At 66.9% G+C, this 22,454-nt stretch carries 30 protein-coding genes; 7 read left to right on the forward strand and 23 right to left on the reverse strand.

Translation table 11 applies throughout. The features are described from left to right. Window positions 1-84: 84 nt before the first annotated feature. The 4 genes from dtd to tyrS are packed head-to-tail and all read right to left on the reverse strand — an operon-like array spanning window position 85 to window position 2,988. Window positions 85-528 carry a D-aminoacyl-tRNA deacylase gene (gene dtd, locus AC1D1T_RS05360; RefSeq protein WP_477825173.1) on the reverse strand — a complete coding sequence of 148 codons (444 nt, stop codon included), beginning with the start codon at window positions 526-528 and terminating at the stop codon, window positions 85-87. Beyond that, a complete protein-coding gene (locus AC1D1T_RS05365; protein WP_477825174.1) occupies window positions 525-1,397 on the reverse strand; it encodes a cation diffusion facilitator family transporter in 873 nt (290 codons plus the stop codon). Before AC1D1T_RS05365 ends, dtd begins: the two co-directional genes overlap by 4 nt. After that, window positions 1,397-1,735, reverse strand: coding sequence for a DUF5329 family protein (locus AC1D1T_RS05370; RefSeq protein ID WP_477825175.1), 339 nt, complete (start codon window positions 1,733-1,735; stop codon window positions 1,397-1,399). Before AC1D1T_RS05370 ends, AC1D1T_RS05365 begins: the two co-directional genes overlap by 1 nt. Window positions 1,736-1,761: 26 nt before the next feature. Next, window positions 1,762-2,988 carry a tyrosine--tRNA ligase gene (tyrS, locus tag AC1D1T_RS05375; protein WP_047506393.1) on the reverse strand — a complete coding sequence of 409 codons (1,227 nt, stop codon included), beginning with the start codon at window positions 2,986-2,988 and terminating at the stop codon, window positions 1,762-1,764. A 246-nt stretch (window positions 2,989-3,234) separates the two neighbouring features. Between tyrS and AC1D1T_RS05380 the strand changes: the two genes are divergently transcribed. Together AC1D1T_RS05380 and AC1D1T_RS05385 are read left to right on the forward strand one after the other, a co-directional pair. Further along, window positions 3,235-4,614 carry a M23 family metallopeptidase gene (locus AC1D1T_RS05380; protein WP_477825176.1) on the forward strand — a complete coding sequence of 460 codons (1,380 nt, stop codon included), beginning with the start codon at window positions 3,235-3,237 and terminating at the stop codon, window positions 4,612-4,614. 64 nt (window positions 4,615-4,678) lie between these two features. Then, on the forward strand, window positions 4,679-5,803 hold the full coding sequence (locus AC1D1T_RS05385) for an anhydro-N-acetylmuramic acid kinase (protein ID WP_465114814.1): 1,125 nt from the start codon (window positions 4,679-4,681) through the stop codon (window positions 5,801-5,803). 47 nt (window positions 5,804-5,850) lie between these two features. On the opposite strand, the gene erpA is transcribed toward AC1D1T_RS05385, so the two are convergent. The 5 genes from erpA to rplM all read right to left on the reverse strand — a co-directional run bounded on the left by erpA (window position 5,851) and on the right by rplM (window position 8,496). Continuing rightward, entirely contained in the window at window positions 5,851-6,228 is a 378-nt protein-coding gene (gene erpA / locus AC1D1T_RS05390) for an iron-sulfur cluster insertion protein ErpA (RefSeq protein ID WP_047506389.1), read from the reverse strand. Window positions 6,229-6,271: 43 nt separating this feature from the next. Then, complete coding sequence (locus AC1D1T_RS05395; RefSeq protein ID WP_047506386.1) at window positions 6,272-6,700, reverse strand: bactofilin family protein; 429 nt, start codon at window positions 6,698-6,700, stop codon at window positions 6,272-6,274. Between the two features lie 81 nt (window positions 6,701-6,781). Beyond that, a complete protein-coding gene (locus tag AC1D1T_RS05400; protein WP_047506384.1) occupies window positions 6,782-7,492 on the reverse strand; it encodes a DUF6776 family protein in 711 nt (236 codons plus the stop codon). A gap of 173 nt (window positions 7,493-7,665) precedes the next feature. Continuing rightward, on the reverse strand, window positions 7,666-8,058 hold the full coding sequence (rpsI, locus tag AC1D1T_RS05405) for a 30S ribosomal protein S9 (RefSeq protein ID WP_047506382.1): 393 nt from the start codon (window positions 8,056-8,058) through the stop codon (window positions 7,666-7,668). Between the two features lie 9 nt (window positions 8,059-8,067). Then, on the reverse strand, window positions 8,068-8,496 hold the full coding sequence (rplM, locus tag AC1D1T_RS05410; protein WP_047506380.1) for a 50S ribosomal protein L13: 429 nt from the start codon (window positions 8,494-8,496) through the stop codon (window positions 8,068-8,070). 268 nt (window positions 8,497-8,764) lie between these two features. Between rplM and AC1D1T_RS05415 the strand changes: the two genes are divergently transcribed. From AC1D1T_RS05415 to AC1D1T_RS05425, 3 genes are all read left to right on the forward strand, one after another. Next, window positions 8,765-9,475, forward strand: coding sequence for a GNAT family N-acetyltransferase (locus AC1D1T_RS05415; protein WP_047506378.1), 711 nt, complete (start codon window positions 8,765-8,767; stop codon window positions 9,473-9,475). A gap of 160 nt (window positions 9,476-9,635) precedes the next feature. Beyond that, window positions 9,636-10,454 (forward strand): DUF2726 domain-containing protein, encoded by an 819-nt coding sequence (locus AC1D1T_RS05420; protein WP_477827985.1) that lies wholly within the window; start codon window positions 9,636-9,638, stop codon window positions 10,452-10,454. A 42-nt stretch (window positions 10,455-10,496) separates the two neighbouring features. Next, on the forward strand, window positions 10,497-11,531 hold the full coding sequence (locus AC1D1T_RS05425) for a serine/threonine protein kinase (RefSeq protein WP_477842519.1): 1,035 nt from the start codon (window positions 10,497-10,499) through the stop codon (window positions 11,529-11,531). Between the two features lie 10 nt (window positions 11,532-11,541). Here the strand turns inward: AC1D1T_RS05425 and htpG are convergent, their stop codons facing one another. Further along, window positions 11,542-13,422 carry a molecular chaperone HtpG gene (htpG, locus tag AC1D1T_RS05430; protein WP_047506375.1) on the reverse strand — a complete coding sequence of 627 codons (1,881 nt, stop codon included), beginning with the start codon at window positions 13,420-13,422 and terminating at the stop codon, window positions 11,542-11,544. A 178-nt stretch (window positions 13,423-13,600) separates the two neighbouring features. On the opposite strand from htpG, the gene AC1D1T_RS05435 reads away from it, so the two are divergent. Together AC1D1T_RS05435 and AC1D1T_RS05440 are read left to right on the forward strand one after the other, a co-directional pair. Further along, complete coding sequence (locus tag AC1D1T_RS05435; protein ID WP_477826786.1) at window positions 13,601-14,884, forward strand: cation:proton antiporter; 1,284 nt, start codon at window positions 13,601-13,603, stop codon at window positions 14,882-14,884. A 1-nt stretch (window position 14,885) separates the two neighbouring features. Continuing rightward, on the forward strand, window positions 14,886-15,998 hold the full coding sequence (locus tag AC1D1T_RS05440; RefSeq protein WP_047506373.1) for a YbdK family carboxylate-amine ligase: 1,113 nt from the start codon (window positions 14,886-14,888) through the stop codon (window positions 15,996-15,998). A 27-nt stretch (window positions 15,999-16,025) separates the two neighbouring features. Here AC1D1T_RS05440 and AC1D1T_RS05445 read toward each other — a convergent pair whose 3' ends face one another. The 13 genes from AC1D1T_RS05445 to AC1D1T_RS05505 all read right to left on the reverse strand — a co-directional run. Continuing rightward, on the reverse strand, window positions 16,026-16,532 hold the full coding sequence (locus AC1D1T_RS05445; RefSeq protein ID WP_477826785.1) for a peroxiredoxin: 507 nt from the start codon (window positions 16,530-16,532) through the stop codon (window positions 16,026-16,028). Between the two features lie 88 nt (window positions 16,533-16,620). Further along, window positions 16,621-16,908, reverse strand: a complete 288-nt coding sequence (gene rpsQ, locus AC1D1T_RS05450) for a 30S ribosomal protein S17 (RefSeq protein WP_052211991.1) — start codon at window positions 16,906-16,908, stop codon at window positions 16,621-16,623. Next, a complete protein-coding gene (gene rpmC, locus AC1D1T_RS05455; protein ID WP_047506370.1) occupies window positions 16,905-17,102 on the reverse strand; it encodes a 50S ribosomal protein L29 in 198 nt (65 codons plus the stop codon). The genes rpsQ and rpmC overlap by 4 nt, the downstream gene beginning before the upstream one ends. A 19-nt stretch (window positions 17,103-17,121) precedes the next feature. Then, window positions 17,122-17,538: a 50S ribosomal protein L16 gene (gene rplP, locus AC1D1T_RS05460; RefSeq protein ID WP_047506369.1), complete on the reverse strand. Its 417-nt coding sequence runs from the start codon at window positions 17,536-17,538 to the stop codon at window positions 17,122-17,124. Window positions 17,539-17,549: 11 nt separating this feature from the next. After that, window positions 17,550-18,458 carry a 30S ribosomal protein S3 gene (gene rpsC / locus AC1D1T_RS05465; RefSeq protein WP_477991562.1) on the reverse strand — a complete coding sequence of 303 codons (909 nt, stop codon included), beginning with the start codon at window positions 18,456-18,458 and terminating at the stop codon, window positions 17,550-17,552. 16 nt (window positions 18,459-18,474) lie between these two features. Further along, a complete protein-coding gene (gene rplV, locus AC1D1T_RS05470; protein WP_047506366.1) occupies window positions 18,475-18,804 on the reverse strand; it encodes a 50S ribosomal protein L22 in 330 nt (109 codons plus the stop codon). 11 nt (window positions 18,805-18,815) lie between these two features. Further along, on the reverse strand, window positions 18,816-19,094 hold the full coding sequence (gene rpsS / locus AC1D1T_RS05475) for a 30S ribosomal protein S19 (RefSeq protein WP_465114803.1): 279 nt from the start codon (window positions 19,092-19,094) through the stop codon (window positions 18,816-18,818). Between the two features lie 9 nt (window positions 19,095-19,103). Further along, window positions 19,104-19,928 carry a 50S ribosomal protein L2 gene (gene rplB, locus AC1D1T_RS05480; RefSeq protein ID WP_477991564.1) on the reverse strand — a complete coding sequence of 275 codons (825 nt, stop codon included), beginning with the start codon at window positions 19,926-19,928 and terminating at the stop codon, window positions 19,104-19,106. Further along, the gene (gene rplW, locus AC1D1T_RS05485) at window positions 19,928-20,242 is read right to left on the reverse strand and encodes a 50S ribosomal protein L23 (protein ID WP_047506361.1); all 315 of its coding nucleotides are present in this window, start codon (window positions 20,240-20,242) and stop codon (window positions 19,928-19,930) included. Before rplW ends, rplB begins: the two co-directional genes overlap by 1 nt. Further along, complete coding sequence (gene rplD / locus AC1D1T_RS05490) at window positions 20,239-20,859, reverse strand: 50S ribosomal protein L4 (RefSeq protein WP_477991566.1); 621 nt, start codon at window positions 20,857-20,859, stop codon at window positions 20,239-20,241. The genes rplW and rplD overlap by 4 nt, the downstream gene beginning before the upstream one ends. Next, window positions 20,859-21,530, reverse strand: a complete 672-nt coding sequence (gene rplC / locus AC1D1T_RS05495) for a 50S ribosomal protein L3 (protein ID WP_047506358.1) — start codon at window positions 21,528-21,530, stop codon at window positions 20,859-20,861. The genes rplD and rplC overlap by 1 nt, the downstream gene beginning before the upstream one ends. Before the next feature lie 244 nt (window positions 21,531-21,774). Beyond that, window positions 21,775-22,089, reverse strand: a complete 315-nt coding sequence (gene rpsJ, locus AC1D1T_RS05500) for a 30S ribosomal protein S10 (RefSeq protein ID WP_047506357.1) — start codon at window positions 22,087-22,089, stop codon at window positions 21,775-21,777. Between the two features lie 112 nt (window positions 22,090-22,201). Further along, on the reverse strand, window positions 22,202-22,454 hold a 253-nt coding region (locus tag AC1D1T_RS05505; protein ID WP_477991569.1), incomplete at its 5' end, for an EF-Tu C-terminal domain-related protein.

Raw genomic sequence — 22,454 nt, forward strand, 5'->3', positions numbered from 1 at the left:
GTTGGCCCCCCAGTCGCTTCACTCCTGCCCCCAAGGGGCGCCTCCCAGCGGCCCGGCAAAGCCGGTTCCGCGGGAGTTGCTTGATCATGCTCGCAACGTGATCGGTATCGTGACGGGCCCGTCGTTGATCAAGTGAACCTTCATGTCCGCCCCGAACTCGCCGCTGGCGACGGTCGGGTGCTGTGACCGCGCGGTGGCGAGCACCCGCTCATAGAGCTCGCGGCCCAGCGCCGGCGGCGCCGCCGCGGTGAAGCTGGGCCGGTTGCCGCCCGACACGTCCGCCGCCAGCGTGAACTGGCTGACGATCAGCAGCCCGCCGCCGATGTCGGTGACGCTGCGGTTCATCTTGCCCTGCTCGTCGCCGAAGATGCGCAGCTTCAGCAGCTTCGCGACCAGCTTGTCGGCGATCGCCGGCGTGTCGCCCGGCTCGGCGCAGACCAGCACCAGCAGGCCGGCGTCGATCGCGCCGATGACTTCGCCCGCCACCTCGACACGCGCCTGCGCCACCCGCTGCGTGATGGAGATCATGCTGCCGCCGCCTCGACATTCGTCGGCAGCAGCTGGATCGAGGCCCGCAGGCCAGGCACGTCACCCATCAAGGCCTGCTCGACATCGGCGCGCAACGCCGCCGCGCGGCCGAGCGTCCAGTCGGCCGGCACGTGCATGTGCATATCGATGAAGCGCCGCTGCCCGGCGCGCCGCGTGACGACATGGTCGAAGCGGATCGGGTGGTGGCCGAACTGCGCGAGCGTGCGATCGATCTGCTCGCGGATCTCCGGCTCGACGGCACTGTCCATCAAGCCCTCGACCGAGCGCCATGCCAGCTGCGCGCCTTCGCGCAGGATGTTCAGCGCGACGCCGACGGCCAGCACCGGATCCAGCCACAGCCAGCCGGTCAGCTGGACCAGCAGCAGGCCCACGATGACCCCGGCGGAGGTCCACACGTCGGTCATCAGGTGGCGCGCATCGGCCTCCAGCACGATCGAACGGTGCTGCCGTGCGCCGGCCATCATCCGCCAGGCCAGCACGCCGTTGATCGCCGAGCTGGCGACCGACAGCGCCAGGCCCCAGCCCAGCGACTCGAGCGGCTGCGGGTGCGCGAAGCGCAGCACCGCCGCCCAGACGATGCTCACCGCCGCTGCGGCGATCAGCATGCCCTCGAAGCCGCTGGAGAAGTACTCGGCCTTCGTGTGGCCCGACGGATGGTCTTCGTCGGCCGGCCGGCGCGCGATGTTCACCATCAGCAGCGCGAACAGCGCCGAGACCAGGTTGACCAGCGACTCCATCGCGTCCGACAGCAGGCCGACCGAGCCGGTGACCCACCAGGCCCCCGTCTTCAGCGCGATGGTGGCGAGCGCCGCGACCACCGACAGGCGCAGCAGTGCCTCGACACCCATCAGCGGTCCATGCGCTGGAGTTCGTCGCCGAGGAACTGCGCCGCAGGGATGCTGCGGCCGTCGGCGAAACGGATCAGGTAGGGCTGGCCGCTGGTGCTGGAGCGGCTCGCGATCTCGTCGATGAACTGCCGCGCGGTCGTGACGTGCTCGCCCATCTTGTCGAACTTGCCGCGCAGGAACTTCGCCGCATCGGCCGGCGAATAGGCGCTGCCGTTGCGGACGAACTTCAGGTCCTTCTGGGCACCGACCCAGGCGATCAGGCGCTCGATGCGCGCGCGCTCGGCCTCGGACGGCGCGGCCTGCGCACCCGCCAGGAACACGCCTGCCGCCAGGCTCACGAGAACGCTGCGCCGCCGCATCGCGATCAGCCCAGCGTGACGCGCGCGAACTTGCGCTTGCCGACCTGCACGACGTAGGTGCCGGCGTTCAGCTTCAGGCCCTTGTCGCTGATGACGTCGCCGTCGACGCGCACGCCGGAGCCTTCGATCAGCCGGCCGGCCTCGCTGGTGGACGGCGCGAGCCCCGCCTGCTTCAGCAGCGCGGTGATGCCCAGCGGCGCGCCCGACAGCGCGATCTCGTCGATCACGTCGGGGATGCCGCCCTTCGCGCGGTTGTTGAAGTCGGCCTCGGCCGCGTCGGCCGCCGCCGCGCTGTGGAAGCGGGTGGTGATCTCCTTCGCGAGCAGCACCTTCGCATCCTTCGGGTTGCGCCCGCCGTCGACCTCGGCCTTCAGCGCCGCGACCTCGGCCTCCGGGCGGAAGCTCAGCAGCGTGAAGTACTTCCACATCATCGTGTCGCTGATCGACAGGATCTTCGCGAACATGTCGTTCGGCGCATCGGTGATGCCGATGTAGTTGTTCTTGCTCTTCGACATCTTGTCGACGCCGTCCAGCCCTTCGAGCAGCGGCATCGTCAGGATGCACTGCGGCTCCTGGCCGTACTCGCTCTGCAGCGCGCGGCCCACCAGCAGGTTGAACTTCTGGTCGGTGCCGCCGAGCTCGAGGTCGCTCTTCAGCGCGACCGAGTCGTAGCCCTGCATCAGCGGGTACAGGAACTCGTGCACGCTGATCGGCGTGCCGGCCTTGAAGCGCTTCGTGAAATCGTCGCGCTCCATCATGCGGGCCACCGTGTAGCGCGATGCCAGCTGGATCATGCCGCGCGCGCCCAGCGGATCGCTCCACTCGGAGTTGTAGCGGATCTCGGTGCGGCTCTCGTCCAGCACCAGCGCGGCCTGGCGGTAGTAGGTCTGCGCGTTGGCCTCGATCTGCTCGCGGGTGAGCGGCGGGCGGGTGTTGTTGCGCCCGGACGGGTCGCCGATCATCGACGTGAAGTCGCCGATCAGGAAGATCACCGTGTGCCCCAGGTCCTGCAGCTGGCGCATCTTGTTCAGCACCACGGTGTGGCCGATGTGGATGTCGGGCGCGGTCGGATCCAGCCCGAGCTTGATGCGCAGTGGCACGCCGGTTGCTTCAGAGCGTGCAAGCTTGTTCAGCCACTCGCCCTCGGGTAACAGCTCGTCACAGCCCCTCAATGACACCGCCAGCGCCTCGCGCGTGCGGTCGGTGATCGGAAAAGGCGGCTGGGCGGACATGGTTTTCGGGGCCGGTTGCAGAACGAACTTGTGGGGGTATTCCGGGAATAGTGCCGGAAACAATGGCGCGGAAGTCGGTGGCTATACTGCGCCGCTTCCGGGTGCCGGCCCCATCGAAGACAGGGGCCCGCAAGCGACCGCGATTCTAGTGGACGCCTGCAGGCAGCAAGACAGACCCAGAGCGCGGCGTCCGATGGCGGTGTGCTTGCAGACAGGGCTTCACCGCCCTTCACAGCAGTGAACTCGTTGGATTCTCTCGATCACGCGCTGGCCTCGGCCGGCACCTCCACCCAGCGCTTCGTCCACCGCCACCCGCGCACGCTCGCCGGCACTGTGGTCGCGCTGTTGATGGGCGCGGGCGTCACCGCCTTCGCCATCGCGCCGATGGCCCCCGATGCATCCGACCTGCCGCGCCGCGTGGTGACGGAAAGCGTCACCCCCGAGGATGTCGGATCGCAGCTGGAGGCGCTGGCCAGCCACGACTTGTCGCTCTACCGCAGCGACCTGACCCGCAACGCCGACACCGCCGACAGCCTGTTGCGCCGCGTCAACGTGACCGATGTCGCAGCCGCCGCGTTCCTGCGCAGCGACAAGACGGCCCGCCTGCTGCTCGAAGGGCGCGCCGGCAAGATGGTGCAGGTGCGCAGCGACGCCTCGGGCCAGCTCGAGGAACTGGTGGCCCGCTTCCCGGCCGCCGATCCGGCGCAATGGGCGACCCATTTCTCGCGGCTCAGCGTAAAGCGCGTCGACGGCCGCTTCGAGGCCCGGGTGGAGCAGGCAGCGCTCGCGGCGCAGGTGCGGCTGGGCAGCGGCACGATCCGCAGCTCGCTGTTCGCTGCCACCGACGAGTCGCGCATCCCCGACCCGGTGGCCGTGCAGATGGCCGAGATCTTCTCGACCGACATCGATTTCCACCGCGAGCTGCGCAAGAACGACAGCTTCAGCGTCGTCTACGAGGCACTGACCGCCGACGGCGAGGTGATCACCTGGAACCAGGCCGCCGGCCGCGTGCTGGCCGCCGAGTTCGTCAGCAACGGCCGCAGCTACTCGGCCGTGTGGTTCAAGGACCCGTCCGGCAAGGGCGGCTACTTCGGCTTCGACGGCCAGAGCAAGCGCCGCGCGTTCCTCGCGAGCCCGCTGGAGTTCTCGCGCGTGACGTCCGGCTTCTCGATGCGCTTCCACCCGATCCTGCAGAGCTGGCGCGCCCACCTGGGCGTGGATTACGGCGCACCGACCGGCACCTCGGTGCGCAGCGTCGGCGACGGCGTGGTCGACTTCGCCGGCTGGCAGAACGGCTACGGCAATGTCGTGAAGATCCGCCACAGCAACGACCGCGAGACGGTGTACGCCCACCTGAGCCGCATCGACGTGAAGCGCGGCCAGCGGGTCGAACAGGGCACGCACATCGCCAACGTCGGCATGACCGGCTGGGCGACCGGGCCGCACCTGCACTTCGAGTTCAAGCTGCGCGGCCAGCAGCAGGATCCGCTGGTGGTGGCCAAGACCTCGGAAGCGATCGTGCTGACCGCCTCGGCGCAGCAGGAGCTGGCGAAGGTCACCGGCACCTGGCGCGAGCAGCTCAAGGGTGCGGAATCGCTCGCGAGCTACACCGGCGACGCCGAGTAACGCACACCGAGTAACGCACACCGAGCACGGCCCGCCGATCGCGCCGCGCGGCTACCATCGCGCGATGACCGCACATCCCACCACGGAACGCTACATCGGCCTGATGTCCGGCACCTCGCTGGACGGCGTGGACGGTGTGGTCGTCGACTTCAGCGGGCCGCGCCTGGCGGTGCTGGCGCATGCCCACCTGCCGTTCGCCGCCCATCTGCGCGAAGCGTTCATGGCGCTGCAGCGCGCCGGTGACGACGAGCTGAACCGCGCGGCCCACGCGGGCCATGCGCTGGTGCAGGTCTATGGCGGCGTCGTGAGCCTGCTGCTCGCGCAATCCGGACTCGCGGCGAAAGACATCCGGGCCATCGGTGCGCACGGCCAGACGGTCCGGCACCGCCCGGGCGACGAGGTCGCCTACACCGTGCAGGTGAACGCACCGGCCGTGCTGGCCGAGCTGACCGGCATCGACGTGGTCGCCGACTTCCGCAGCCGCGACATCGCCGCGGGCGGCCAGGGGGCCCCGCTGGTGCCGGCCTTCCATCGCGCGGTGTTCGGCCAGGCCGACCGCGCCGGCGCCGTGCTCAACATCGGCGGCATCAGCAACCTGACGGCCTGGCCCAGGCATGGCGAGTCGACGACCGGCTTCGATTGCGGGCCCGGCAACGCCTTGATGGACCACTGGTGCCAGCGCCATTGCCACCGGCCCTTCGACGCCGGAGGCGCCTGGGCGGCCTCGGGGCGGGTCGAGGCCAGCCTGCTGGCGCAGATGCATGCCGATCCGTATTTCGCGCTGACGCCACCGAAGAGCACCGGCCGCGACCTGTTCAATCCCGAATGGCTCGACGAGCAACTGTCACGCGCTGGCCATGCGTTGCGGCCGGAGGATGTGCAGGCCACGCTGTGCGAGCTGACGGCCATGGCCTGCGCCGATTCGGTCGATCGCCATGCCGGCGACGCTCAGGAGGTGCTGGTGTGCGGTGGTGGCGCCTTCAACGATCAGCTGATGGGGCGGCTGGCCGCCCTGCTGCCGCGTCGCAAGGTGGCCCGCAGCGATGAGCGCGGCCTGCCGGCCAGCGAGGTCGAGGCAGCTGCCTTCGCGTGGCTGGCGCGGGCACTTGTCCGACGCGAACCCGGCAACCTGGTGTCGGTCACCGGCGCGCGGGGCCCACGGGTGCTGGGTGCGCTCTACCCTGCCTGAAATGACGAAGGCCGCTCGAAAGCGGCCTGTCGCGGGAGCCGCAGGGCTCAGACCGAGAAGCTGGACCCGCAACCGCAGGTCGTCGTCGCGTTCGGGTTCTTGATCACGAACTGCGCGCCTTCGAGGTCGTCCTTGTAGTCGATCTCGGCACCGGCCAGGTACTGCAGGCTCATCGCGTCGATCAGCAGCGTGACGCCGTTCTTGCTCATCTGCGTGTCGTCGTCGTTGACGATCTCGTCGAACGTGAAGCCGTACTGGAAGCCGGAGCAACCGCCGCCCTGCACGAAGACGCGCAGCTTCAGCTCGGGATTGCCCTCTTCGTCGACCAGCTCCTTGACCTTGCTCGCGGCGCTGTCGGTGAACACCAGCGGCACCGGCGGCTCGCTGGAATCAAGGCTCTGGAGGTTCTCTGCAACTGCGCTCATGGGGTATTCCTTGGGGGACGAACGGACCGATTATCCGCCGAGCTCACGCCGCTTGTGCCGTTGTGGGATTGATCGCCGGCCCCGCGTTCGCGGTGGCCAGCTTCAAAGGGGCCTTCTCGTCGGCCTTCAAGGGGTGGAGTTCGCCGTCGATCCGGGCGCCCTGGTGCATTTCAAGCGATTCGTAGCGCACATCGCCGACGATGCTGGCCTTGGGCTGCAGTTCGAGCAGCTGATCCGACAGGACCGGGCCGATCACGGTGCCGTTGATGATCACGTGGCCAGCCTTGACCTTGCCGATGACCTTGGCTTTCTCGCTGATGACGAGGATGCTGTACGCCTCGCTGCTGGCGATCACGTCGCCCTGCACCTCGCCATCGATGCGCAGGCCGTCGGCGAAGCGCAGTTCGCCGGTGATCACGGTGCCCTCGCCGATCAGGGTGCGGATGGGGGGCTGCTTGGTTTTGCCGAACATGGTGATTGCTCCAACGTGATCCAACGAGGGGGGCCGTCTCTTGTGCCGGCTCTGTGCTGAGTGCTTCTTCGGAGGCTGGCTTCAGAGCTTGAGCATCTGCGTCGCCCTGACGGTGCCGCGGCTGTCAATGACCTTGACCTGGACGGTTTTTACCACGGCCTGCAGCGGGTGATCGATCATTCCTTCGAGACGAAGGTACTGCTTCACGGCGAGTGGCAAGCCGCCATTGGGCATCGACAGGGACCACGGCTTGCCGTCGAGCAGACCGGTCAGCACGATGTCGTAGCGGCCGTTGAATTCAGGGGCCGACTTGCCCACCTGCATCACCAGCAATTGGTAACGAAGTTGTCCCGGCGCCTTGGCTTCAGCCTGCAGTGCGCGCACCGTCAGCGCCTCGGCGGCACCGGCCGGCAGCAGGCGCTCGAAGAAGCCGAGGTCGGCCTTCAGCGCCATGTTCTCGGACTCGAGCTGCTTGAGCTGCTGGGCCAGCTTGTCCTGCGCCACCTTCTCGGTGCGCAGCAGGCTGCCGGCGGTGTTGGCGATCGACTGGGCGCCTTCGCGTTCGGCGCGCAGCTGCGCGACCTCGACACGCAGCTGCGCCAGCTCGGCCTTCGCATCACGGTCCAGCCCGGCGATGTCCTTGCCGAACTCGAAAGCCCACAGGGCGAAGGCCGCGGAGAATCCGAACACCAGCGCCACGATGACCCAGCGCAAGGGCCAGGGCAGGTGGCTGCGCACGATCATGCGCGGTGCGCTGATGGACATGCGACGACGAAGCAGTTTCCAGCGCATGGGTCAGGACAGGGGGAAGTGAAGGGCTCGTGCTGCGGAGCCCGGCGCTCCTTGGAGCTAGGGATTGTAGAAGCGGCCCACGGCATGCTTGTTTCCAAACCTTGCCGGAACGGCGAGCGGAAAGCAAAAGGGCCGCTCGAAAGCGGCCCCTTCCTGCAACGCCTGAGCGTCGATCAGCGCTTGCTGAACTGCTTCCTGCGGCGAGCGCCGTGCAGGCCGACCTTCTTCCGTTCGACTTCACGCGCATCGCGCGTCACGAAGCCGGCGTGCTTGAGGGCAGGCTTGAGCGTCTCGTCGTAGTCGATCAGGGCGCGGGTGATGCCGTGGCGCACCGCACCGGCTTGACCCGACTCGCCACCACCGTGCACGTTGACCTTGACGTCGAACGCGCCATCGTTGGAGGTCAGCACCAGAGGCTGCTTGACCACCATGATGGAGGTCTGGCGACCGAAATACTCATCGACGGTCTTGCCGTTGACGACGATCTGGCCAGTGCCCTTCTTGATGAAGACGCGAGCCACCGAAGACTTGCGGCGGCCGGTTCCGTAGTTCCAATTTCCGATCATGGCCGCTCCTTAGATGTCCAGCACTTTGGGCTGCTGGGCGGTGTGCGGGTGGGAACCACCGGCGTACACCTTCAGCTTCTTCACCATCGCGTAACCCAACGGTCCCTTGGGGAGCATGCCCTTGACAGCCTTTTCCAGCGCGCGGCCGGGGTGCTTGGCTTGCATGTCCTTGAAGGTCGTGGCGTGGATACCGCCCGGGTGRCCCGAGTGACGGTAGTACACCTTGTCGGTGGCCTTGTTGCCCGTGACGCGGATCTTGTCTGCGTTGACGACGACGATGAAATCTCCGGTGTCGACGTGAGGCGTGTAAATGGCCTTGTGCTTGCCGCGCAAACGGAGTGCCACTTCGCTGGCAACACGTCCGAGCACCTTGTCGGTGGCGTCAATCACAAACCACTCGTGCGTCACTTCGGCCGGCTTGGCGCTGAAGGTCTTCATGAGGTTCTTTCAATGAGCCGGCCGCGACATGCGGCCAGCAGGTTAAGGCCCTGCTGAAATTTCATTGCTGAAATCTCACGGCCATCGGTGCTGCTTGTTCAGGCAGCCTCTCAGGCGCGCTTCTCTTGCGTATTCCCCCCGGGCCACGGCGGAAAAGCCTTCGAGTGTAGCTGATCAAGGGTAACGCTGGCTAGAGGGGCCGCCTTGTTGGCGCCGCTCGCAAGGGGATGCCTGAACCGGTACACTAGGGTTTCTACCGAGTCATCCCATGAGCAGTACCACCGCCACCCCCGAACGTTCGTCGCCACTGGCGTCGAACCACGGCTCAGCGCCGGAGGCGCCGCGTTTCAGCTGGGTGCCGATCCGCTCGATGTCCGAGCGTCATCGGGAGCGCATTTCTACACACTTGCTGGCACTTAACGAAAGTGACCGCTATCTTCGATTCGGCTATCCGGCGACGGATGCCCAGATCGAGCGCTACGTCGCGTCGCTGAACTTCGAGCGCGATGAGCTGTTCGGCATCTTCAACCGGCGCCTCGAACTCATCGCGCTGGCCCACCTGGCCTACGTGCCGGTGAGCCACCCCGAAGACGCGGCGATGGCCGAGTTCGGCGTTTCCGTGGCCGGCCATGCGCGCGGCCGCGGCTACGGGGCACGGCTGTTCGAACGCGCCGTGCTGCAGGCGCGCAACCGCGGCTGCGACCGCCTGTTCATCCACGCGCTCAGCGAAAACACCGCGATGCTGAAGATCGCCCGCCGCGCCGGTGCGTTGGTCGAGCGCGACGGTTCGGAGTCGGAAGCCTGGCTGAAGCTGCCGCCCGACAGCCTCGCATCGCAGATGGGCCAGCTGATGGAGCGCCATGCGGCCGAGCTGAACTACCAGTTCAAGCGCCATGCACAGCGCATGAGCGACCTGCTCGACACCGTCACGGAAGTGAAGGCCCACGTGAGCAGCACACGACGCGTCGCCTCGGAATAAGCGACGAAATCCGTTTTCAGACACCAATCTGACAACTGTACGGCCCCGATGTGGGGGATGCGCCTGCTGAGGCCGACCGCTAGGATGCCTTCGGTTCGTCGCTCGACGGGTGCCTTTCGGCCCCGGTCCGATGGACCCCATCCAAGTCTGTGTCCTGATCATGCAAGTCCTGCCCTGGATCGCCGCATTGGCAGTCACCACGCTGCTGGCCCTCGCGCTCCTCGTGCTGCTGTGGCGCGGTCGCAAGCCGCCCCAACCGAAGCCGCTCCCCACCGAGTGGTCACTCACTGCCCGCCCCGTCTTCAGCACCGACGAGCGCCGCATCTATCGCCTGCTGCGTGAGGCGCTGCCGCACCACATCGTGCTGTCGAAGCTGCCGCTGGTGCGCTTCTGCCAGCCGAACGACCCCTCCGAAGTCCGCTTCTGGTTCGACCTGCTCGGCTCCAACCATGTGACCTTCGCGGTCTGCAGCGCGAACGGGCGCGTGCTCGCCGCGATCGACCTGGATGTCGAGCGCGGCGGTTCGCGCCGGCTGCAGCAGATCAAGCAATCGGTGCTGGCCGCCTGCCGCGTGCGCTACCTGCGCTGCTCGACCGACCACCTGCCGTCGATCGCCGAACTGCAGCTGCTGGTGCCGCACAGCGGGGCCGCGTCACGCGCACCGCAGCCCGCGCCGACGCACACGCTGCACGAAGCGCGCGACACGCTGGCCACCACCGTCGCGACCAAGCGCGCCGAGCGCACCGCGCTGTGGAGTGATTCGACGCTGTTCCAGGACTCCTTCTTCTCGCCCGACAGCCGGCTCGATGCGTTCGCGAGCAGCGAGTTCTCGGGGCTCGGCGACCGCAACGGCAAGGCCGCCCCGCGGCAGGGCCCCGCCTTCGCCACCACCAACCCCGGTGGCGACAGCACCTTGGGCGACGACGTCGGCGGTGTCGTCGTCGACCCGCCGCACTACGCGTCGAGCACGCGGCACTGAACGATTCGCGGCAACAACGCGGCTGCCGCTTACGATGCGGGCATGTCATCCGCCTCGCCGATTGAAACCCCCTACGCCGGCCTGACGCCGGAAGTCGTCCTCGACGCCCTCGATTCGGTCGGCCTGCGCGGCGACGGCCGGCTGATCCAGCTGAACTCCTACGAGAACCGCGTCTTCCAGGTCTTCCTCGAAGACAAGCGCGTCGTGGTCGCGAAGTTCTACCGGCCCGGACGCTGGAGCGACGCGCAGATCCTCGAAGAGCACGCGTTCGCCAACGAACTCGCCGAGGCCGAGATCCCGATCGTCAGCCCCTGGTCGCTGACCAGCGAGCAGAGCGGCGTCACCTCGACGCTGTGCCACTTCACCGGCGGCTCGGACCCGCACCGCTTCGCGATCACCGAGCGCCGCTCGGGCCGCGCGCCCGAGCTGGAGGATGAAGCCACGATGGAGTGGATCGGCCGCTTCGTCGGCCGCATGCACATGGTCGGCGCGACATCGCGTTTCGAGCACCGACTCACCCTCGACATCGCGACCTACGGCTCAGGCCCGCTCGACTGGCTGCTCGCCGGCGACATCATCCCGCCCGATGCGAAGCCCGGCTGGGAGCGCGCGGCGCGCGATGCGCTGGCCGAGATTGCCGCCTGCTTCGACGCCGTCGGCAGCACCCGCACGATCCGCCTGCATGGCGACTGCCACGCCGGCAACGTGCTGTGGACCGAGGCCGGCCCGCACTTCGTCGACCTCGACGATGCCTTGTCCGGCCCGGCGGTGCAGGACCTGTGGATGCTGCTGTCGGGCGAGCGCAGCGTCGCGACCCGCCAGCTGCATGCGCTGCTGACCGGCTACGAGGACTTCATGGAGTTCGACTGGCGCGAGCTGCGGCTGATCGAAGCCTTCCGCACGCTGCGGATGATCCACTACAGCGCCTGGCTCGCACGCCGCTGGAACGACCCGGCCTTCCCGATCGCGTTCCCGTGGTTCGGTGCGCCGGTCTACTGGACGGACCAGGCGGTGCGCCTGCGCGAGCAGATCGCGACGCTGCGGGAGCCGCCGGCGTTCGGCGGCCCCGCCTACTGAGCGCGCCGGATCAGGCGGTCAGCAGCGCCGTGACGCGGCGCACATACGCGGCAGGGTCCTCGAGCTGCCCGCCCTCGGCCAGCACCGCCTGGTCGAACAGGATGTTCGCGAGCTCGTCGAACTGCGGGCTCGATTCGAGCCGCTTCACCAGCGCGTGCTCGGCGTTCACTTCGAGCACCGGGTTCGTCTTCGGCGCGCTCTGGCCGGACTGCTTCAGCAGCCGCGCGAGGTGGCCGCTGATGTCGCCCTCCTCGACGACCAGGCAGGCCGGCGAGTCGACCAGCCGCGTCGTCACGCGCACGTCCTTCGCGCGGTCCTTCAGCGCTTCCTTCAGGCGGTCGAGCACCGGCTGGAACGCCGTCGCGACTTCTTCCGCCTGCTTCTTCTCGGCCTCGTCCTGCAGCTTGCCGAGATCGACCGAGCCCTTCGCGACGCTCTGCAGCGACTTGCCTTCGACCTCGTACAGGTGGCTCAGCATCCACTCGTCGACGCGGTCGACCAGCAGCAGCACCTCGATGCCCTTCTTGCGGAAGATCTCGAGCTGCGGGCTGCTCTTCGCCGCGGCCAGGTTGTCGGCCGTGATGTAGTAGATCGTGTCCTGGCCCTCCTTCAGGCGGCCCAGGTAGTCGGCGAACGAGACGCCTTCGTCGGCCTGCGTCGAAGCGAAGCGCAGCAGCTTGGTCAAGCGCTCCAGGTTCGCATGGTCCTCGCCGACGCCCTCCTTCAGCACCGCGCCGAAGTCCTTCCAGAAGGCGGCGTACTTCGCGCGCTCTGCCGCGTCCTCGCTGTCGGCGAGCGACTCCAGCATGCCCAGCACGCGCTTGGTCGAGCCCTCGCGGATCGCCTTCACGTCGCGACTCTCCTGCAGCAGCTCGCGCGAGACGTTGAGCGGCAGGTCGGCGCTGTCGATCACGCCCTTCACGAAGCGCAGGTAGACCGGCATCAGCGCCTCGGCGTCATCCATGATGAAGACGCGCTTCACGTAGAGCTTCACGCCGCCGCGCTTGTCGCGGTTCCACAGGTCGAACGGTGCCTTCGCCGGCACGTACAGCAGCTGCGTGTACTCGCTGCGGCCCTCGACGCGGTTGTGCGTGAACGCGAGCGGCGCCTCGGTGTCGTAGCTGATCTGCTTGTAGAACTCGGTGTACTGCTCGGGCGTGATGTCGCTCTTGCTGCGCGTCCAGAGTGCCGCCGCCTTGTTGACCGGCGCCCACTCGTCGTGGACGACCTGCTCCTGCTTCTCGGCATCCCACTCCTCCTTCTGCATCAGGATCGGCAGCGAGATGTGGTCGGAGTACTTGCTGATGATCGAGCGCAGCTTCCAGGCGGTGAGGAACTCCTCCTCGCCCTCGCGCAGGTGCAGGATCACCGAGGTACCGCGCTGCGGCCGCGTGATGGTCTCGACCTCGAAGTCGCCGCTGCCCTCGGAGCTCCAGCGCACGCCCTGCTCGGCCGGCAGGCCGGCGCGGCGCGACTCGACGGTGATGCGGTCGGCGACGATGAAGCCGCTGTAGAAGCCGACGCCGAACTGGCCGATCAGCTGCGCGTCCTTCTTCTGGTCGCCTTCGAGCTTGCTCATGAACTCGCGCGTGCCGCTCTTCGCGATGGTGCCGAGGTTGGCCACCGCCTCGTCGGCCGACAGCCCGATGCCGTTGTCGGTGATCGTCAGCGTCTTCGCGGCCTTGTCGAACGCGATGCGCACCTCGAGGTTCGGCGCGTCTTCATACAGCCCGGCGTTGTTCAGCGCCTCGAAGCGCAGCTTGTCGCAGGCATCCGAGGCGTTCGAGACCAGTTCCCGCAGGAAGATCTCCTTGTTGGAGTAGAGCGAGTGCGTGACCAGGTGCAGGATCTGCTTGACCTCGGCCTGGAAGGAAAGTGTTTGCTTGTCCATGGTCGTGCTGAAGCTGAATGTTGTTGAGCGCCGGCGTGTAGGCGCTGTCTTACAAGAAGTTGCGCCGCGAAGGCGCTGCACTTGAGGTCGGATACGGTTACCTTCAAGATCCCCCGCAGTTTCCCCGATCCTTGCTGCGATCCGGGCGAACGTCTCGTCTTTCCTTGCCGGCTCCCGCATGTCCTTGTCTTCCACGCTCGAGAACTGGTTCGCCCCCTCCGCTGCCACCGCCTCCTGGACCCTCGACCACTTGCGCGGTGTCGACCCGGTGCTGGGCTTCGCGATCGTGATGGTCGTCGCGGTGGTGCTCGGCGAGATCCTGCGCCGGCGCTTCCGGCTGCCGCGGCTGTGCGGCCACATGCTGACCGGCGCGCTGGCCAGCCCGCTGGCGCTGCGCCTGCTGGAGCGCACCGACCTCGACCCGGTCAAGCCGCTCATCGACCTGGCCATCGGCGTGCTGGTGTTCGAACTCGGCAGCCGCATCCGGCCGCGCTGGCTGATCGACAACCCGTGGCTCGCGCTGACCTGCGTGCTCGAGGGCGTGTTGTCCGGCCTCGGCGTCTACCTCGGCCTGCTCGCGTTCGACGCGCCGTCGCTCTCGGCCGCGCTGGCCGGCGCCGTCGCGATGTCGACCTCGCCGGTCCTGGTGCTGGCGCTGGTTCACCAGATGCGCCCGCGCGGGCAGGTGACCGAGCGCCTGCTGATGATGTCGGCGATCAACAGCGTGCTCGCGGTGGTGGCGCTGAAGGCCTGGGGCGTGCTCGCCGCGAGCGGCGGGCTGGCCGCAGCCGAGCCGGGCCTCGAGCCGGCCATCACCAGCGCGCTGCTGGTGGTCAGCGGCTCGTTCCTGCTCGGCGTCGCCGCCGGCTGGGTGCTGACGCAACTCATGAAGCAGGTGCGGGGCCTGACCACCGCGCCGGTGCTGCAGATCGCGCTCGTCATCATCGCCGCGATGCTGGCCGCGCAATGGCGGCTCTCGCCGCTGCTCGCACTGCTGGTGGCCGGCATGGTGGCCCGCTCGCGGATGGCGCACGGCCTGACCGTCGAGCCCCAGCTCGGTACGGCCGGCGCGACGCTCAGCGTGATGCTGTTCATCTGCCTGGGCATGCTGTTCACGCTGGACGGCTTCTCGACGCTGTGGCCCTGGGTGCTGGTCATCGTCGTCGCGCGCCTGATCGGCAAGGGCATCGCGATCGCGGTGCTGGCCAAGCCCAGCGGCCTCGGCTGGCGCCAGGCCGGCGCGCTGACCATCGCGCTGCAACCGATGAGCAGCCTCGCGGTGCTGCTGACCGCCGACACCTTCGGCTGGCCGTCGCAGCTGCCCGGCGCCAATGGCGGCGTGTTGCAGGCGCTGCTGATCTCCACCACCCTGCTGCAGTTCATCGGCCCGCTGCTGGCCGAACGCGCCGTGCGCGACCTCGCCCAGGAGTGCCCGCCCATCTCGAACACGAAGGTTCCCTGACATGGCCCTGGCCGAATTCACCACCTCCGAGCCGCTGACACTGGGCGTCGAGCTCGAACTGCAGCTGGTCAGCACGCACGACTTCGACCTCGCACCGCAGGCCGAGGACCTGCTGCGCGTGCTCGCCAAGCACACCGGCGCCTGGGACGTGAAGCCCGAGATCACGCGCAGCATGATCGAGATCGGCACCTCGATCCAGCGCGAGCACAGCGGCCTGGTCGCCGAGCTGCACGACCTGCGCGGCCAGCTGTCGCAGGCGGCACGCAAGCTGAACATCGGCATCGCCGGCGGCGGCACGCATGCGTACCAGCATTGGAGCGACCAGCAGATCTTCCCGACCGAGCGCTTCCACTACATCAGCGAGCTGTACGGCTACCTGGCCAAGCAGTTCACCGTGTTCGGCCAGCACGTGCACGTCGGCTGCGAGGATGGCGACACGGCGCTGTGGCTGCTGCACGCGCTGTCGCGCTACGTGCCGCACTTCATCGCACTGAGCGCGTCGTCGCCGTTCGTGCAGGGCGTCGACACCGGCTTCGATTCGGCGCGCCTGAACTCGGTGTTCGCGTTTCCGCTGTCAGGGCGCGCGCCGTTCGTGACGACCTGGGACGACTTCGGGCTGTACTTCGACAAGATGACGAGCACCGGCGTCGTGCAGTCGATGAAGGACTTCTACTGGGACATCCGGCCGAAGCCCGAGTTCGGCACCATCGAGCTGCGCGTGTGCGACACGCCGCTCGACGTCGACAAGGCCGCGGCACTCGCGTGCTACCTGCAGGCGATCTGCCGCTACCTGCGCGAGGAGCGGCCGTTCGAGCCGTCGGAAGACGACTACCTCGTCTACACCTTCAACCGCTTCCAGGCCTGCCGCTTCGGGCTCGAGGGCGAGATCGTCGACCCGCAGACCAAGCAGCGCGAGAAGCTGCGCGACAACATCGTGCGCACGCTCGCGCGGGTCGACGAGCATGCGCTGGACCTGCGCTCGCTCGACGCGAGCAACCTGATCCGCGACAGCCTGCGGCACGGCAACGATGCGCAGTGGCTGCGCAGGTTGCGGGCCGAAGGAGAGCCGCTCTCCTCCGTGGTGCACAAGGCCGCCGACCGCTGGATGTCGTAGCCCGGACGGCAATCCGGGTTGCCAGATTCAAGCCTTGGCTTGCGCGAGCATCGTCTCGGCGTTGCTGACCTCGAACTTGCCCGGCGCCTCGATGTTCAGCGTCTTCACGACGCCGTTGTCGACCAGCATCGAATAGCGCTGCGAGCGCACGCCCATGCCACGGGCGATCAGGTCCAGCGTGAGGCCGGTGGCCTGCGTGAACGTGCCGCTGCCGTCGGCCATCATGCGCACCTTGCCCAGCGTGTGCTGGTCGCGGCCCCAGGCGCCCATCACGAACGCGTCGTTGACCGAGACGCACCAGACCTCGTCGACGCCGGCGGCCTTCAGCGCCTCGGCGTTCTTCACGTAGCCCGGCACGTGCTGGGCCGAGCAGGTCGGCGTGAAGGCACCGGGCAACGCGAAGATCGCGATCTTCTTGCCGGCGGTTTCCTTCTCGACGTCGAAGGTGTTCGGGCCCAGGCTGCAGCCGTTGCCTTCAACTTCGATGAATTCCTGCAGCGAACCTGCGGGCAGCTTGTCACCAACTTTGAGCATCTCGATCTCCAAATGAAAAAACGGCCGGACGCCAGTATCCCAGCGTTCCGACCGTCTTGTGCGGAGCCCTCAGGCTCCGTTGTCCTTCTTAGACTTCGCGAGCCTTCTCGATCAGGCGCGTGACCACCCAGGACTTGGTCTTGGAGATCGGACGGCCTTCGGCGATCTCGACCACGTCGCCCAGCTTGTACTCGCCCTTTTCGTCATGGGCGTGGTACTTGCTCGACTTGCCGACGATCTTGCCGTACAGCTCGTGCTTGGTGCGGCGCTCGATCAGCACGGTGACGGTCTTGGCGCGCTTGTCGCTGACGACCTTGCCCACCAGGGTGCGGGTGTTCTTCAGCGGGGCTTCGGTCGTGGTTTGCGTGGTGCTCATTTGGCAGCCCTCTTCTTCTCGGCCAGGACGGTCTTCGCACGCGCGATGTCGCGGCGCGTGTTGCCCAGCGTCGAATGGTTGGTCAGTTGCTGAGTCGCCTTCTGCATGCGCAGGCCGAAATGGGCCTTCAGCAGGTCAGCCACTTCCTTTTCAAGGCCGGCGACGTCCTTGGTGCGGAGTTCAGATGCTTTCATGTGGTTCTCCAGTCAGGCCTCAAGAGCCGACCTGACGCGACACGAAGGTGGTGCTCAGCGGCAGCTTGGCCGAAGCCAGCTTGAACGCTTCGCGGGCCAGCTCTTCGGGCACACCGTTGAGTTCGTAGAGCACCTTGCCGGGCTGGATTTCAGCGACGTAGTACTCCGGATTGCCCTTGCCGTTGCCCATGCGGACTTCGGCAGGCTTTTGCGAGATCGGCTTGTCCGGGAAGATGCGGATGAAGATCCGGCCGCCACGCTTGATGTGACGCGAGATCGCACGACGTGCGGCCTCGATCTGGCGCGCGGTCAGGCGACCACGCTCCGTGGCCTTCAGGCCGAAATCACCGAACGACACGTTCGCACCACGGGTGGCGACGCCGGTGTTGCGGCCCTTCTGCTCTTTGCGGTATTTCCGCCGAGACGGTTGCATCATGCTAGTTCTCCTTAGGCCTTGCCCGAGCCGGTGGCATCGGGGGCCTTGCGCACGCGCTTGGCTGCGCTGGTCGGCGCGTCGGTGGCGGGAGCACCCGTCGCCTCGGCCGGCTTGTCGCTGCCTTCGACCGGGGCACCGCCCTGGCGGGGCGTACCACGATCACCGCGATCGCCGCGGTCACCTGCACCACCGCCCGGACGGCCACGGCCAGCCGGAGCGCCGGGGCGCGTGTTGCGGCGCGGACGACGATCGTCCTCGGGCACTTCGGCCTTCAACTGCGGCACTTCGCCATTGGCGAGGCGGTCGCCACGGTAGACCCAGCACTTCACGCCGATGATGCCGTAGGTCGTCTTGGCTTCGGAGAAGCCGTAGTCGATGTCGGCCTTCAGGGTGTGAAGCGGCACGCGGCCTTCGCGGTACCACTCGCAGCGGGCGATCTCGATGCCGTTCAGGCGGCCCGACGACATGATCTTGATGCCCTGCGCGCCCAGGCGCATCGCGTTCTGCATCGCGCGCTTCATGGCACGGCGGAACATGATGCGCTTCTCGAGCTGCTGGGTGATGCTGTCGGCGATCAGCTGGGCATCGACTTCAGGCTTGCGCACTTCTTCGATGTTGACCGCGACCGGCACGCCCATGCGGCGGGTCAGTTMGGCTTTCAGCTTCTCGATGTCCTCGCCCTTCTTGCCGATCACCACACCCGGACGAGCCGAGAAAATGGTGACGCGGGCGCTCTTGGCGGGGCGCTCGATCAGGATGCGCGAGACGGCGGCGCTCTTCAGGCGAGCCTTCAGGAAGTCGCGGACTCGCAGGTCTTCGGCCAGCATCGTCGCGAAATTCGCGTTCGATGCGTACCAGCGCGAAGCCCAGTTGCGGGTGACCGGCAGCCGGAAACCGGTCGGATGGATTTTCTGTCCCATGGTTTTCCTTCTGCGCTCAGTTGCCCACGGTCACGAAGATGTGACACGTCGGCTTGCTGATGCGGTTGCCGCGGCCCTTGGCCCGTGCGGAAAAGCGCTTGAGGGTGGCAGCCTGCTCGACGAAGATCGTCTTGACCTTCAGTTCGTCGATGTCGGCACCGTCGTTGTGCTCTGCGTTGGCGATCGCCGACTCCAGGGCCTTCTTGATGATGCCGGCTGCCTTCTTGGGCGTGAAGCTCAGGATGTTCAGCGCCTGGTCGACCTTCTTGCCGCGGACCAGGTCGGCCACCAGCCGACCCTTGTCGGCAGAGAGGCGGACGCCGCGAACGATTGAACGGGTTTCCATCGTCGTCATCCTTACTTCTTGTTGGCCTTCTTGTCGGCCGGGTGCCCCTTGAACGTGCGGGTCAGCGCAAATTCACCGAGCTTGTGGCCGACCATCTGGTCGGTGATGTACACGGGCACGTGCTGCTTGCCGTTGTGCACCGCGATCGTCAACCCGATGAAGTCGGGAAGAATCGTCGAGCGGCGCGACCAGGTCTTGATCGGCTTCTTGTCCTTGATGGCCGAGGCCTTCTCGGCCTTGGCCATCAGGTGATGGTCAACGAACGGACCTTTTTTGAGCGAACGGGTCATGGCAGCCCCTTACTTCTTGCGACGCGAGACGATGAACGTCTGCGTGCGCTTGTTGTTGCGAGTGCGGTAGCCCTTGGTCATCGTGTTCCACGGCGACACAGGCACCTGGCCCTCGCCGGTACGACCTTCACCACCACCGTGCGGGTGATCCACCGGGTTCATCGCGACACCGCGAACCGTCGGACGGATGCCCTTCCAGCGACGCGCACCGGCCTTGCCGTACTGGCGCAGGTTGTGCTCTTCGTTGGCCACTTCGCCGATCGCCGCGCGGCAGTCGATGTGGATGCGGCGCACTTCACCCGAGCGCAGGCGCAGCTGGGCGTAGGTGCCTTCGCGTGCCAGCAGCGTCACCGAGGTGCCGGCCGAGCGTGCGATCTGGGCACCCTTGCCCGGCAGCAGTTCGACGCAGTGAACCGTCGAGCCGACCGGGATGTTGCGGATCGGCAGCGTGTTGCCGGCCTTGATCGGCGCTTCGGCGCCGCTCAGCACGGTCGCGCCGACATCCAGCCCGCGCGGGGCGATGATGTAGCGGCGCTCGCCGTCGGCGTAGCACACCAGCGCGATGTGCGCCGTGCGGTTCGGGTCGTACTCGATGCGTTCGACCTTCGCCGGAATGCCATCCTTGTTGCGCACGAAGTCGACCACGCGGTAGTGGTGCTTGTGACCACCGCCCTTGTGGCGCATCGTGATGTGGCCGTTGTTGTTGCGACCCGCGTTCTGCATTTGCGGTTCGAGCAACGAGGCTTCCGGACGACCCTTATAGAGGTGGCTGTGAACCACCTTCACCACGGCACGGCGGCCGGGCGACGTCGGTTTGACTTTGATGACGGCCATTACGCGGCCTCCCCGGAGAAGTTGAGCTCCTGGCCTGCCTTCAGCGACACGTACGCCTTCTTGACGTGGTCGCGGCGGCCGATGGAACGGCCGAAGCGCTTGACCTTGCCCTTTTGAATGACGGTCTGCACCGACTCGACCTCGACCTTGAACAGCAGTTCGACCGCTGCCTTGATCTCGGGCTTGGTGGCATCGCGCAGCACCTTGAACAGCACCTGGTTGTGCTTCTCGGCAGCGGACGTGGCTTTTTCGCTCACGATCGGCGCCACCAGCACCTGGGCCAGGCGGCCCTCGTCATGCTTGGTCGTGCTCATCCCAGCATCTCCTTGAGTTGCTCGATCGCACCCTTGGTCACCAGGATCTTCTTGAAGAAGACCAGGGACAGGGGATCGGCGTAACGCGGCTCGACCACCATCACGTTGGCGAGGTTGCGCGCGGCGAGCAGCAGGTTGTCGTCGACCTGGTCGGCGATCACCAGCACCGAGTCGAGGCCCATGGCCTTGAACTTGGCAGCCAGCTGCTTGGTCTTCGGCGAGTCGACGGTGATCGAATCGACCACTGCGACACGGCCTTCACGGGCCAGCTGCGAGAAGATGGCGGCCATGCCGGCGCGGTACATCTTCTTGTTGACCTTCTGCGTGAAGTTCTCGTCCGGGCTGTTCGGGAAGATCCGACCGCCCCCGCGCCACAGCGGCGACGAGGTCATACCGGCACGGGCGCGGCCCGTACCCTTCTGGYGCCACGGCTTCTTCGTCGAGTGCTTCACGACGGCGCGGTCCTTCTGGGCGCGCGTGCCTTGGCGGGCGTTGGCCTGGAACGCGACGACGACCTGGTGGACCAGGGCTTCGTTGTAGTCACGGGCGAACACGGTGTCGGGCGCGTCGACCTTGGAGGTCGCCTGGCCTTGATCGTTGAGGAGCTCGAGTTGCATCAGTTGGCTCCCTTCTTGGCCTTCACCTTGATACCGGGGCGCACGACCACGTGGCCGTTCTTCGCGCCCGGCACGGCGCCACGGACCAGCAGCAGCTGGCGGGCTTCGTCGATGCGGACGACGTCGAGGTTCTGGACGGTCTTGGTGACGTCGCCCATCTGGCCGGACATCTTCTTGCCCGGGAACACGCGACCCGGATCCTGCGCCATCGAGATCGAGCCCGGCACGTTGTGCGAACGGCTGTTGCCGTGCGACGCGCGCTGCGAGCTGAAGTTGTGGCGCTTGATGGTGCCCGTGAAGCCCTTGCCGATGGAGGTGCCTTGCACGTCCACGAGCTGGCCCACGGCAAACGTCGTCACCGGAACCTGCGCGCCGGGCTTGAAGCCTGCGACGACGTCGGCGGTGACGCGGAATTCCTTGAGGACTTCACCGGCTTCGACACCCGCTTTCGCAAAGTGGCCGGCTGCCGGCTTGATGACGCGCGACGCTTTGCGCGTGCCGAACGCCACTTGAATGGCGTTGTAGCCGTCGGTGGCTTCGGTCTTGACCTGGACGACACGGTTGTTCGACACATCGAGCACCGTCACGGGAACAGCATCGCCGTCGTCCGTGAAGATGCGCATCATGCCCACCTTGCGGCCCAGCAAACCGAGATGTTCGCTAAGACTCATGAATATTCTCCAGCCCCCGCACCACCCCCAACAACTGGGAGCGCTTGGAAGCCTTTGTTTGACATGCCCGACATCGATTGGCCGGGCTGACTTGGTGGCAACTCGCCCCGGAGGGCGAATGCCGAACCGACCCGTCAGGGCCGGCTACTGAAATCGGCCCACAAGGAGCCGATTACTTCGGAAAGCCTGCGATTCTAGCCAGCTGCGGCGAAAGCCGCAACCACTTCCTCGCAGGCCTGGCCGATTACTGCAGCTTGATCTCGACGTCGACGCCGGCCGGCAGGTCGAGCTTCATCAGCGCGTCCACGGTCTTGTCGGTCGGATCGACGATGTCCATCAGGCGCTGATGGGTGCGGATTTCGAACTGGTCGCGCGAGGTCTTGTTGACGTGCGGCGAACGCAGGATGTCGAAACGCTGCATGCGAGTCGGCAGGGGCACCGGGCCCTTGACGATCGCGCCGGTGCGCTTCGCGGTGTCGACGATCTCCAACGCCGATTGGTCGATCAGCTTGTAGTCAAACGCCTTCAGGCGAATGCGGATCTTTTGCTTGGTGGCCATAGCGGTTTCCTAAAAGAGCGTGCGGTCCTCGCGGACCGCGAAATCGATGGAGGGAGAGTGGCCGGCGGGCACGATGCAGAAGCACCCCGCCCGGCCGACCGGTGGCTCCACCTTATTCGAGGATCTTGGCGACGACGCCGGCGCCGACGGTGCGGCCGCCTTCACGGATGGCGAAGCGCAGGCCTTCTTCCATCGCGATCGGGGCGATCAGCTTCACCGTGATGCTCACGTTGTCGCCAGGCATCACCATTTCCTTGTCCTTCGGCAGCTCCACCGCGCCCGTCACGTCCGTCGTGCGGAAGTAGAACTGCGGCCGGTAGTTGTTGAAGAACGGCGTGTGGCGGCCGCCTTCTTCCTTGCTCAGC

This window comes from Rhizobacter sp. P2_H3, assembly GCF_056403355.1.